This is a genomic window from Pantoea sp. (assembly GCF_032114055.1).
Classification (GTDB): Bacteria; Pseudomonadota; Gammaproteobacteria; order Enterobacterales; family Enterobacteriaceae; genus Pantoea.
On the sequence record NZ_DAMCTB010000006.1, the window covers coordinates 36,353 to 48,690 of the forward strand.

A 12,338-nucleotide genomic window follows, 5' to 3' on the forward strand; every position below is an offset into this window, starting at 1 on the left:
GTTGTTATCAGGCGCGCGCTTTTCGCCCGTAAACCAGCCAGGTCACCGCGATGCAGCAGAGATAGAAGACCAGGAAGATTTTCATTGCCCCGGCGGGCGAGCCGGTCATGGCGAGCGACAGGCCAAAGGTCTGCGGGATAAAGAAGCCGCCCAGCGCACCGATCGCAGAGATAAAGCCCAGCGCCGCCGAGGTCTCGGTTGCCGCTTCACGCTGCGCCAGTGCATCGTCACCGCCTCTGGCTTTGAAGCGTTCCAGCGTCAGTTTGCGGAAGATCACCGCAATCATCTGATAGGTCGAGCCGCTACCCAGACCGGATGTCAGGAACAGCCCCATGAAAATGGCGAAAAAGGCAGTGAAAGAGCCTTCATGTCCGGCACCCGGCAGCGTCAGGAACAGCAGCGCGGTAAACAGCGCCATCAGCACGTAGTTGATCTGGGTGACGCGCGTGCCACCGAAACGATCAGAGATGATGCCGCCTGCGGAACGGGCCAGCGCGCCGATAAACGGCCCGAAAAAGGCGTAATGCATGATCACGACGCCAGAGAACTGGGTCTTCGCCAGCATGGCAAAACCGGCAGAGAAACCGATAAACGACCCGAACGTTGCCAGATAGAGCAGCGCCATCACCCACAGATGCGGACGTTTCAGCACCGGCAGCTGTTCACGCAGCGAAGATTTCGCCGCCGCCAGATCGTTCATACCAAACCAGGCCGCAAGTGTGCCGACCGCCAGGAACGGCACCCAGATCCAGGCGGCGTTTTCCAGCCAGATAGTCTCACCGGCGATGCTGGTGTGGCCTTTATCCGCAAAGGCAAAAATCGCGCAGGAGATCGCCAGCGGTGCAACAAACTGCATCACGCTGACGCCGAGGTTGCCCAGCCCGCCGTTGATGCCCAGCGCGCCGCCCTGACGGGCTTTGGGGAAGAAGAAACTGATATTGCCCATGCTGGAGGCGAAGTTGGCACCACCGAAACCGCACAGCAGCGAGATCGCCATAAAGGTCGTGAAGGCGGTCTGACTGTCCTGGACGGCGAAGCCGAGCCACAGGCAGGGAACGATCAGGATGCCGGTACTGAAGGCGGTCCAGCGGCGTCCACCGAAGATGGGAATAACGAAAGAGTAAGGCACCCGCAGCAGCGCCCCGGAGACGGAAGGCAGTGCGGTCAGCAAAAAGAGCTGTTCTGTGCTGAAATTAAAGCCAACCTTATTCAGGTTAACCGCGACGGTGCTGAACAGCATCCAGACGCAGAAGCTTAGCAGCAGGCAGAACACAGAAATCCACAGGTTACGGCGGGCGATACGCTTACCCTGCGCCTGCCAGAACGCTTCATTTTCCGGCTGCCAGTCCTGAATCAAGGCACCGCGCGTCGGGGTTTGCAAAGGAGCGGATTGGGTCATAGATCTCTCATCAGCAGAATAATAATTGTGCCTATCCTGCGTATCCGGCCTGCCCGCTTGCTTGATACAAATCAACGGCAAGGCAGGTTGCCCGCATGCCGCCGCCCCGGCTCGTCCCGGTTAAGTAGCGGGTCAAAAATCGATAATCCTTATAAATCATAAGGTTTAAACGCACCCGCCTATTCCCCCCGCCAGAGGAGGGTCAGATGGAAATAAAGGAGTAGTCCTTTAGGGGTATGTGGCCGCCCGGCTTCCCCGTTAAGATAGGTTTCTTCGTCTGCACAACGCTGGCGATTTGACAGAAGCGGGAGGGATGGTGACGGCAGAGAAACACACGCTCATATTGATTGACGATCATCCCATGCTGCGTAGCGGGCTGAAGCAGCTGATGGCACTGGATCCGCGACTGCAGGTGGTGGCCGAAGCCGGTAACGGCATCGAGGGGCTGGCGCTGGCTCAGCAGCACGATCCTGACCTGATCCTGCTTGATCTCAACATGCCCGGTCTGAACGGACTGGATACCCTGACTCAGCTGCGCGAAATGGCCCTTTCCGGCCGGGTGGTGGTGTTCAGCGTGTCAGATAACGAAGAGGATGTTGTCAGCGCACTGAAGCGCGGCGCGGATGGGTATCTGCTGAAAGATATGGAGCCGGAAGCTCTGCTGAAAGCGCTGTATCAGGCAGCGGCTGGTCAGATTGTCCTGAGCGAGGCGCTGACGCCGGTGCTGGTCTCCCGGCTGCGGGCAGCGCAGCCTGCACGGTCGCGCGACATCAGTCAGCTCACCCGGCGTGAACGGGAGATCCTGCTGCTGATCAGTGACGGGATGACGAACAAGGCGATTGCCCGCAAACTGGCCATCAGCGAAAGCACCGTCAAGGTGCACGTCAAATACCTGCTGAAGAAGATGAACCTCAAATCCCGGCTCGAAGCCGCCGTCTGGGCGCTGCAGAACGGGCTGCGCTGACCGGCAGCACGGCCCGATGTGGTGCTGTGCCTGACTCCACCTGTATAACCCTGTAAACCGCGAGCCGCCTCGCAGCAATCGATCAGCACGCTGAAAACCGCAACTTTTCTGTCGCCAGCCGCCGCCACGTTTGCCAGGATGCCTGTCAGCTTTATAGGGTGAGGCGCGCGGCGATGCATCAGGCTGGCATAAGTCCTGCCCTATTCGTTATCATCTGTTTATCCTGCGCGCCGACGCTAATCCCTTTCGGTTTCATGGGCGTTGACCGCCAGAAATTTACCGCAGCAAAGATGAGTTAAAACCTTATGCAAGAGCCAACCGAAAAGGACTTTCCTTCTCATACGCCAATGATGCAGCAATACCTGCGCCTCAAGGCAGAGCATCCTGACATTCTGCTGTTTTACCGGATGGGTGACTTCTACGAGCTGTTTTATGATGACGCTAAGCGCGCCTCGCAACTGCTGGAAATCTCACTGACTAAACGCGGCGCATCTGCGGGTGAACCGATTCCGATGGCCGGTGTACCTCATCATGCGGTGGAAGGGTATCTGGCTAAGCTGGTGCAGCTGGGTGAATCGGTTGCTATCTGCGAACAGATCGGCGATCCGGCGCTGAGCAAAGGGCCGGTAGAGCGCAAAGTGGTGCGCATCGTCACCCCCGGCACCATCAGTGATGAGGCGCTGCTGCAGGAGCGGCATGACAATCTGCTGGCAGCGATTGTGCAGAGCCCGCGCGGTTTTGGCTACGCCACGCTCGATATCAGTTCAGGCCGTTTTCGCCTGAGCGAACCTGGCGATGCCGAAACGATGGCGGCCGAGCTGCAGCGCACCAATCCAGCCGAGCTGCTCTATCCCGAAGATTTTCAGGCGATGTCGCTGATCGACCAGCGACGCGGCCTGCGTCGCCGTCCGTTGTGGGAGTTTGAGATCGACACCGCACGTCAGCAGCTCAATCTGCAGTTTGGCACCCGCGATCTCAACGGCTTTGGCGTGGAAAATGCGCATCTGGGACTGAGCGCGGCTGGCTGTCTGCTGCAATATGCCAAAGATACCCAGCGCACCACGTTGCCTCACATCCGTTCACTGAGCATGGAGCGGCAGCAGGACAGCATTATCATGGATGCCGCCACCCGCCGTAATCTGGAAATCACCCAGAACATGGCAGGCGGCACCGACAATACGCTGGCGGCCGTGCTGGATAAAACGGTCACGCCGATGGGAAGCCGGATGCTGAAGCGCTGGCTGCACATGCCACTGCGTGATGCGGAGACGATTACCCAGCGTCAGGCGTCGATTGCCGAGCTGCAAAACCTTAGCGAAGCACTGCAACCGGTGCTGCGTCAGGTTGGCGATCTGGAACGTATTCTGGCGCGGCTGGCCCTGCGCACCGCGCGTCCGCGCGATCTGGCTCGTATGCGTCACGCGTTCCAGCAACTGCCGGAACTCAACCGACTGCTGGCCGATGTGCAGGCGCCTCAGTTGCAGAAGCTGCGTACCCGAATGGGCGAGTTCACCGCGCTGCGCGAGCTGCTGGAGCAGGCTGTTATCGAGTCACCGCCAGTGCTAATCCGCGACGGCGGTGTCATTGCGCCCGGCTACAATGCGGAGCTGGACGAATGGCGCGCGCTGGCCGATGGCGCCACCGACTACCTCGACAGGCTGGAGATTCGCGAGCGCGAGAAGCTGGGACTGGATACCCTGAAGGTCGGATTTAATGGCGTACACGGCTATTACATCCAGGTCAGCCGTGGACAGAGCCATCAGGTTCCCATGCACTATGTGCGTCGTCAGACGCTGAAAAATGCCGAACGCTATATCATTCCGGAGCTCAAGGAGTATGAAGACAAAGTCCTCACCTCCAAAGGCAAAGCCCTGTCGCTGGAAAAAAGTCTCTATGAGGCACTGTTCGACCAGCTGCTACCCCATCTTGAAGATCTGCAGCTGAGCGCGGCGGCGCTGGCTGAGCTGGATGTGTTAAGCAACCTGGCGGAACGTGCCTGGACCCTTAACTATTGCCGACCGGTCTTACAGGATAAAGCCGGAATTAAAATCAGCGGCGGTCGACACCCTGTGGTTGAACAGGTATTGAAAGAGCCGTTTATTGCCAATCCGCTGTCACTGGCGCCTCAGCGCAGAATGCTGATCATTACCGGTCCGAATATGGGTGGTAAAAGTACCTATATGCGGCAGGCGGCGCTGATTGCACTGATGGCCTGGATGGGAAGTTTTGTGCCTGCTGATGAGGCGCTGATTGGCCCGCTGGATCGCATCTTTACCCGCGTCGGGGCCGCTGATGACCTGGCCTCCGGCCGCTCAACGTTTATGGTGGAGATGACTGAAACCGCCAATATCCTGCACAATGCCACCGAAAATAGCCTTGTGCTGATGGATGAGATTGGTCGCGGCACCTCAACTTACGACGGTCTGTCGCTGGCCTGGGCTTGTGCCGAGAATCTGGCCAATCGCATCAAAGCCATGACGCTGTTTGCCACGCACTACTTCGAGCTGACCACCCTGCCGGAAAAAATGGAAGGTGTGGTCAATGTCCATCTGGATGCCGTTGAGCATGGGGAGACCATCGCTTTTATGCACAGTGTTCAGGAAGGCGCAGCAAGTAAGAGTTATGGACTGGCGGTGGCCGCGCTGGCTGGTGTGCCCAAAGAGGTGATTAAGCGGGCGCGAAACAAACTGAAGGAGCTGGAAACGGTGTCCGGTCACGCTGCGTCCTCGACCGTAGATGGGTCTCAGCTGCCGCTGCTGGTTGAGGAGACGTCGCCTGCCGTGGAGGCGCTGGAAGCGCTGGATCCGGATACACTGACACCGCGTCAGGCACTTGACTGGATTTATCGTCTTAAATCACTGGTCTGACGCCGCACCGCGCCGTGTTCCCACGCGGTGCGGTTCTGCCGTGCGTTCTGCCTCCGCACCACGCCCTACTTTTCCGCAGGCATAAAAAAAGCGGTGGTTTTCACCACCGCTTTTTGCGTAAGTCAGCCCGCAGGCTTAATTACGATTATTCGCGAAAAAGTGCTTCAATGTTGAGACCCTGCGCCTGCAGGATTTCGCGCAGACGGCGCAAACCTTCAACCTGAATCTGACGTACACGCTCACGGGTTAAGCCGATTTCACGACCGACATCCTCAAGCGTTGCAGCTTCATAGCCTAACAGACCGAAGCGACGTGCCAGCACTTCACGCTGCTTAGCGTTCAGTTCAAACAGCCATTTGACGATGCTTTGTTTCATGTCATCGTCCTGCGTGGTGTCTTCCGGGCCGTTGTCTTTTTCATCGGCCAGAATATCCAGCAGCGCTTTCTCAGAATCTCCGCCTAATGGCGTATCGACTGAGGTGATGCGCTCGTTAAGACGCAACATGCGGCTGACATCATCAACCGGTTTATCCAGTTGCTCAGCGATCTCTTCCGCACTTGGCTCATGATCGAGCTTGTGGGAAAGTTCACGCGCAGTACGCAGATAAACATTCAGTTCTTTCACAATGTGAATCGGCAGACGAATGGTACGGGTTTGATTCATGATCGCCCGTTCAATAGTCTGACGAATCCACCAGGTGGCATAGGTTGAGAAACGGAACCCGCGCTCCGGGTCAAATTTCTCAACGGCACGAATCAGGCCGAGGTTACCTTCTTCAATCAGGTCTAACAGAGCTAAACCACGATTGCTGTAACGACGGGCGATTTTTACCACCAGGCGTAAGTTACTTTCAATCATACGGCGACGGGAAGGGATATCACCCCGCAATGCACGGCGAGCGAAGAACACTTCTTCCTCTGCCGTTAACAACGGAGAATAGCCAATCTCCCCAAGATAGAGCTGCGTCGCATCTAAGACACGCTGCGTCGCACCCTGTGATAGCAACTCTTCTTCCGCTACGTCGCTATCACTGGCTTCGTTTTCAACGAGTGCTTTCTCGTCAAAAATTTCAGCTCCGTTCTCATCGAATTCCGCGTTCTCATGTAACTCGTTTACTTTCAGCGTATTCTGGCTCATAAGCGGCTCCTACCCGTGATTCCAGGGCAGAACATAAAGCTGTTGTGTTCTGCCGGATTATCGCTGCGGTAAATAACGCAACGGGTTTACGGATTTCCCCTTGTAACGAATTTCAAAATGTAATCTGACTGAACTGGTTCCGGTGCTACCCATGGTAGCGATCTTTTGCCCCGCCTTAACTTCCTGTTGTTCCCGGACCAGCATTGTATCGTTGTGGGCGTAGGCGCTCAGGTAATCATCATTGTGTTTGATGATGATTAAATTACCGTAACCCCGGAGTGCGTTACCTGCGTAAACCACTCGTCCTGAAGCAGTGGCCACCACAGATTGTCCGCGTGTCCCGGCGATATCGATACCTTTATTGCCACCTTCGGCGGCAGAGAAGTTATCGATAATCTTCCCATCAGTCGGCCAGCGCCAGCTTCCGACCGGCGTTGAACTGTTGGTTGTGCTGCTAACCGTAGGGGGTGCGGTAATCACTGGAGCTGTTGTCATTGCAACATTTGCTCCTTTCGAAGGCAACAATTTGCTGCCACCCGAATTTCCCGAATCATCAGAATACGTAATAACAGGTTGCTGTGCAACAGCAGGAGATTTAATTTGTGGCGCTGCCGCAACCCCGCCCTGCGTTGCATCAGCCGCAGTAATGGAATTTCCACCGGTAATTGGCTGGCCCGACCCATTTCCAATCTGTAATGTCTGTCCGACATTCAGGCTGTATGGCGCCGGAACGTTGTTGCGCTGGGCTAAATCGCGGAAATCGTTGCCGGTGATCCAGGCAATATAGAACAATGTGTCTCCGCGCTTAACGGTATACGTTTCACCTGAGTAGCTACCCTTAGGAATATTCTGGTAACTGCGGTTGTACACTATACGGCCATTCTGCGTTTCAACATTATTGCTGGTACTAATCATTCCACCGCTGACTGGGGCAGATGCTGAATTTCTGCTTAACATTTGTCCCTGAGAGGGTGCGGCAGGAATACCGCCTGAAACCTGGCCTCCGCCCGCCGGGCTGTTCATCATGCCGCCACCATCGCCGACGCGGCTGATCGGGGCCTGAGAATTGTCGCCAGAGCTGCAGCCAGCCAGCCAGAAACCTACCAGTGAAAGAGCCGCCAGACGGCGTAACTGAAAAAGTGTGCTTCCCGTGCTCATTAATCCCCCGTGATGGCAGCGCTGTTCTGTGTATTTCACTGTACCTGCCAGCAGAATGCTCTGCATGGCGCGGTAAAATCTGCTTTTTTATTGAATAAACTGGATAGTAACAACATCAGCTACGTGGTGCCATGAAACAGTTGTGAAGAAATACGTAGAAGGTCAGGCCAGGTCGCCCTGCACCAGTGGCACAAAACGCACCGGCTCAATGATCTCTTCAACCACCTCTTCGCCCTGACGACGCAGGCGTTTCAGCACCTGCTGCTCTTCACCAACCGGCAGCACCATAATGCCGCCTTCTGCCAGCTGTGCTATCAGCGCAATCGGAATTTCCGGCGGTGCCGCCGTGACGATAATCGCATCGAAAGGGCCACGCGAAGGCCAGCCCTGCCAGCCATCGCCATGGCGCGTGGAGACGTTATGCAGATCCAGCTGCTTGAGGCGACGCTTTGCCTGCCACTGCAGCCCTTTAATCCGCTCCACGGAATAAACATGATCGACCAGATGGGCCAGAATCGCCGTCTGATAACCCGAGCCGGTACCGATTTCCAGCACCCGGGAGTGCGGATTCAGCGCCAGTAGCGCAGTCATTCTCGCCACCATATAGGGCTGAGAGATCGTCTGTCCGGAACCGATAGGCAGGGCAACATTGTCCCAGGCTTTATGCTCGAAGGCCTCGTCGATAAAACGCTCGCGCGGCACGTCACTCAGGGCTTTCAGCAGATTTTCATCGTCGATGCCCTGCTGACGCAACTGCGTCAGCAATGTCTCAATACGCCGGTTTACCATGCCAGGTTTACCTCAGCCTGGACCAGCCAGTCGCTGAGCACATCCTGCGCACTGTGTGCCGTTAAATCGACATGCAGCGCGGTGACAGAGACATAGCCCTGATCCACGGCGGCGAAGTCCGTATCCGGTCCCGCATCCAGCTGTTCGCCGGGCGGGCCAATCCAGTAGAGAGTGTTGCCACGCGGATCCTGCTGGGCAATCACCTGGTCGGCAGGATGGCGGCTGCCGCAGCGCGTTACGCGAATACCTTTTAGCTCTGCCAGGGGCAAATCGGGAACGTTGATATTGAGTATGCGGCCCGTACGCAGCGGTTCATGCGTCAGCGCCTTCAGAATGGCGCAGACGACCGCCGCCGCCGTCGCGTAGTGCTGATGGCCATTCAGAGACACCGCGATGGCCGGCAGGCCGAGATGCCGCCCTTCCATCGCGGCCGCTACCGTGCCGGAGTAAATCACATCATCACCCAGATTGGGGCCGGCATTGATCCCTGATACCACGATATCGGGACGCGGCTGCATCAGTGCGTTTACCCCCAGATAAACACAATCGGTCGGCGTGCCCATCTGAACGGCAATATCGCCGTTTTCATGGGTGAAGGTGCGCAGGGGCGTTTCCAGGGTTAATGAGTTCGAGGCACCGCTTCGGTTACGATCGGGGGCAACTACCTGAACGTCAGCAATCTGCCGAAGGGCTTTTGCCAGAGTCTGAATCCCTGGCGCATGAATGCCGTCATCGTTACTGAGCAATATCCGCATTTCGTTCTGACCTTTTTTTATTCGACTGGTCGCTGTGGCTGAACCTGTCTGAACGGCATGGCAACAGGTGGGACATGGACAGCGATTTTTGCATTCTAGCGAGGCACGCGAGGAAGTGGTAGGCGTAAATCACAGGACAACAGAGGTTTGCCGCAACATTACCCACACTGTGGGTCAGGTTGCGGCGGCGATTACTCATCAGGCTGGTCGGAACCATCCGCGTGGGTCAGCAGTTCCCGGACAACGCTGGTGGCAAAGCTGCCTGCGGGCAGCCAGAACGCCAGCGCCAGCGTCGCCGCATCCTGCCAGTGCCATTGCATATCGCGCGGCACCACCAGCATAGCGCGGCGTGCGGCGTCGACTTTCTCGCGTTCAGTCAGGCCGATCAGCAGCGCAGCATCGGCCAGCGCCTGCTGTTCAAAGGCCAGCGCCTCCGCCTGTGGACCTGGCTCGCCGCGCCCCGGCAGCGGCGCGGTAATGCGCAGCTCATGCTGATCGACCCGACGCTGCGACTCAGCCAGCTCATCAGGCTGCACGACAAACCAGCTGCCACGGCCGGTCAGCTGCAGCGCATCGCCGTTAAGCACCTGAGTCAGCCCACCCTGCTGCTGCAGACGCGCACTGGTTACCTGGTTAAACAGCGCACTGCGCGCGGCAGAGAGCATCAGGCTGCGCTTGTTGCGGTCGCGCAGGGTAATCTCGTTGCGCGCCCACTTCTCCGCCATCACAAGGTTGTTCCCGCCGCGACCAAAGCGTTGTTCACCGAAATAGTTCGGCACGCCCGCCGCGCAAATCTGCGCCAGCCGGGTTTCAACGGCGTCACGGTCGCTGATCTGACGAATCACCAGTCGGAATGCGTTGCCTGCCAGCGCGCCGATGCGCAGCTTACGCTTGTGGCGCACCGCCTGCAGAATGTCGACCCCTTCCAGCGCAAAACCGCGCAGATCGGGCATCGCATTGCCCGGCAGACGAAAACAGAGCGTCTGCTCCGTCACCGCATGGCGGTCTTTCATCCCGGCATAGCTCAGGTCGCGCGCAGGCACCCCGAGATACTTCGCCAGTGCTTCCGCCACAAAGCGGGTATTCGCGCCCACTTTCCGGATGCGCACCAGCAGATGCTCACCTTCCCCGTCCGGGCCGTAACCCAGGTCTTCCACGACCACAAAATCGTCCGGATTCGCCTTGATAACGCCGGAGGCGGCGGGCGTGCCGTGCAGGTAGTTCAGCTTCATTGGCTGTCTGCTTTCAGCAGTAAGGCTACCGCCTCGCAGGCAATCCCTTCACCGCGCCCGGTAAAGCCCAGTTTTTCTGTCGTGGTGGCTTTGACGTTGACTGCATCCATGTGGCAACCCAGATCTTCCGCGATGTTAATTCGCATCTGCGGCACGTGCGGCAGCATCTTAGGCGCCTGCGCGATAATGGTGACGTCCACATTGCCGATGCGATAGCCTTTGGCTTCGATACGACGCCAGGCTTCGCGCAGCAGGCCGCGGCTGTCCGCGCCTTTGAAGGCGGGATCGGTGTCCGGGAACAGTTTGCCGATATCGCCCATCGCGACGGCACCCAGCAGGGCGTCAGTAAGCGCATGCAGCGCCACATCGCCATCCGAATGGGCGATGAAACCCTGCTCAAACGGAATCCGCACACCGCCAATCACTAACGGACCCTCTCCGCCAAAGGCGTGAACGTCAAAACCGTGACCGATACGCATCATGCGCTCTCCTTTAATTGAATCTGACTCAGATAAAAAGCCGCCAGCGCCAGATCTTCCGGCCGGGTGACTTTGATGTTATCACTGCGTCCGCTGACCAGTAGCGGATGGTAGCCGCAATACTCCAGCGCCGACGCTTCATCGGTGATGGTGGCACCTTCGTCCAGCGCCCGCGTCAGGCAGGCGGTAAGCAGCGCATGCGGGAAGAATTGCGGTGTTAAGGCATGCCAGAGGTCGTCGCGTTCCACCGTGTGAGCGACCGCCGCTTTACCCGGCTCACCCCGTTTCATGGTGTCGCGCACCGGCGCGGCCAGAATCCCGCCGACGTGACTCTGCTGACGCACATTCAGCAGTTGCTGAAGGTCGTCGGGATGCAGACAGGGTCGCGCCGCGTCATGGACCAGCACCCACGCGGAACCCTGCGCGGCCTGTAAGCCAGCGAGCACCGATTCGGCGCGCGTCTCGCCGCCGGTGACCCGTACGACGCGCGGATCCTGGGCCAGTGGCAGTGAGCTGAAGTAGCGATCGTCAGGGCTGAGGGCGACAACAACCTGTCGGATAGCGGGATGGGAAAACAGACGGGCGATGCTGTGTTCCAGAAGGGTGTGCTGACCAATCGTCAGATACTGCTTCGGACAGGTTGCCTGCATACGGCTGCCAATCCCGGCAGCGGGCACTACGGCAATCACATCCGCAAGGGAGGCCAGAGTGTTCATGTTTTATCGTTGTTGGTTTTGCGCAGAAAGTTGCGCGTTGCGTTTGTTCTGGTCAGGCACCAGACGATAGAAGGTCTCACCGGGCTTAATCATGCCCAGTTCATTGCGTGCACGCTCCTCAATCGCTTCTGAGCCGCCATTGAGGTCGTCAATTTCGGCAAACAGCTGATCGTTTCGCGATTTCAGTTTGGCATTGTTTGCCTGTTGCACCGCGACATCATCATTGACGCGCGTATAGTCATGGATGCCATTTTTCCCCAGCCACAACGAATATTGCAGCCAGCCAAGCAGCACCAGTAACAGTAACGTCAGTTTTCCCATCCCGCCCCCTAAAAACGGCCCAATCATCCCATAACTTTGCACAGGACTCCACACCAGCGGCGAAAATGGCGCGCTTTGCTGCGCGTCCGGGCAAAATATGCATCCGTACCGATTCTGACGGGAAAAGATTTGTAACCTGCCGATGCGTTTGAACATCAGTACAGGCGGCGTGAGGCGTTACCAGCCGGAGAGAAAAGAGAACATCAGCCAGAAGAGCGTGACCACAATAATCACCGTGGCGAGCGCAGCCCAGAGCCACTGGCCGCTGAGCAGTGTATTCAGTGCGATACCCGTGACCACGGCAACCGGCAGCAGTGCCAGAAAGAATGGCCAGGTATAAAGAAAGAAAAACAGCGTGTTAGAGCCGAACAGCAGAAAGGGAATTGCCAGCGCGCACCAGTAAGCGAGAAAGCCGATCACGCCACCCGGCAGCAATGAGCGCGGCTCATCACGGGAAGCGTCATCTTTACGGGCGAGCATTGGGGTAATGTTCTGCATAGGCATCCTGTTGGCGCGAGGG

The 12,338-nt window shown here is 57.6% G+C and carries 12 protein-coding genes; 2 read left to right on the plus strand and 10 right to left on the minus strand.

Going from position 1 to position 12,338, the window contains the following annotated elements:
• Window positions 1–7 precede the first annotated feature (7 nt).
• Entirely contained in the window at window positions 8–1,399 is a 1,392-nt protein-coding gene (locus tag RT657_RS11835) for a NarK family nitrate/nitrite MFS transporter (RefSeq protein WP_313654686.1), read from the minus strand.
• Between the two features lie 313 nt (window positions 1,400–1,712).
• Here RT657_RS11835 and narL point away from each other — a divergent pair, with 313 nt between their 5' ends.
• Window positions 1,713–2,363 (plus strand): two-component system response regulator NarL, encoded by a 651-nt coding sequence (narL, locus tag RT657_RS11840; protein WP_313654687.1) that lies wholly within the window; start codon window positions 1,713–1,715, stop codon window positions 2,361–2,363.
• Between the two features lie 305 nt (window positions 2,364–2,668).
• The gene (gene mutS, locus RT657_RS11845) at window positions 2,669–5,230 is read left to right on the plus strand and encodes a DNA mismatch repair protein MutS (RefSeq protein ID WP_313654689.1); all 2,562 of its coding nucleotides are present in this window, start codon (window positions 2,669–2,671) and stop codon (window positions 5,228–5,230) included.
• A 145-nt stretch (window positions 5,231–5,375) separates the two neighbouring features.
• Here mutS and rpoS read toward each other — a convergent pair whose 3' ends face one another.
• The 9 genes from rpoS to RT657_RS11890 form a co-directional block, all read right to left on the minus strand.
• Window positions 5,376–6,368 (minus strand): RNA polymerase sigma factor RpoS, encoded by a 993-nt coding sequence (gene rpoS / locus RT657_RS11850; RefSeq protein ID WP_009086923.1) that lies wholly within the window; start codon window positions 6,366–6,368, stop codon window positions 5,376–5,378.
• A gap of 57 nt (window positions 6,369–6,425) precedes the next feature.
• Window positions 6,426–7,526, minus strand: a complete 1,101-nt coding sequence (gene nlpD, locus RT657_RS11855; protein ID WP_313654895.1) for a murein hydrolase activator NlpD — start codon at window positions 7,524–7,526, stop codon at window positions 6,426–6,428.
• Between the two features lie 162 nt (window positions 7,527–7,688).
• Window positions 7,689–8,315 carry a protein-L-isoaspartate(D-aspartate) O-methyltransferase gene (locus RT657_RS11860; RefSeq protein ID WP_313654690.1) on the minus strand — a complete coding sequence of 209 codons (627 nt, stop codon included), beginning with the start codon at window positions 8,313–8,315 and terminating at the stop codon, window positions 7,689–7,691.
• Entirely contained in the window at window positions 8,309–9,070 is a 762-nt protein-coding gene (gene surE / locus RT657_RS11865) for a 5'/3'-nucleotidase SurE (RefSeq protein WP_313654691.1), read from the minus strand. The genes RT657_RS11860 and surE overlap by 7 nt, the downstream gene beginning before the upstream one ends.
• A 191-nt stretch (window positions 9,071–9,261) precedes the next feature.
• Entirely contained in the window at window positions 9,262–10,302 is a 1,041-nt protein-coding gene (gene truD, locus RT657_RS11870; protein ID WP_313654692.1) for a tRNA pseudouridine(13) synthase TruD, read from the minus strand.
• A complete protein-coding gene (gene ispF, locus RT657_RS11875) occupies window positions 10,299–10,781 on the minus strand; it encodes a 2-C-methyl-D-erythritol 2,4-cyclodiphosphate synthase (protein ID WP_086906370.1) in 483 nt (160 codons plus the stop codon). The genes truD and ispF overlap by 4 nt, the downstream gene beginning before the upstream one ends.
• On the minus strand, window positions 10,781–11,497 hold the full coding sequence (gene ispD, locus RT657_RS11880; RefSeq protein ID WP_313654693.1) for a 2-C-methyl-D-erythritol 4-phosphate cytidylyltransferase: 717 nt from the start codon (window positions 11,495–11,497) through the stop codon (window positions 10,781–10,783). Before ispD ends, ispF begins: the two co-directional genes overlap by 1 nt.
• 3 nt (window positions 11,498–11,500) lie before the next feature.
• Entirely contained in the window at window positions 11,501–11,818 is a 318-nt protein-coding gene (gene ftsB, locus RT657_RS11885; protein WP_111141653.1) for a cell division protein FtsB, read from the minus strand.
• A gap of 177 nt (window positions 11,819–11,995) precedes the next feature.
• Window positions 11,996–12,316 (minus strand): DUF3561 family protein, encoded by a 321-nt coding sequence (locus RT657_RS11890; protein WP_111141643.1) that lies wholly within the window; start codon window positions 12,314–12,316, stop codon window positions 11,996–11,998.
• Between the last annotated feature and the right edge of the window lie 22 nt (window positions 12,317–12,338).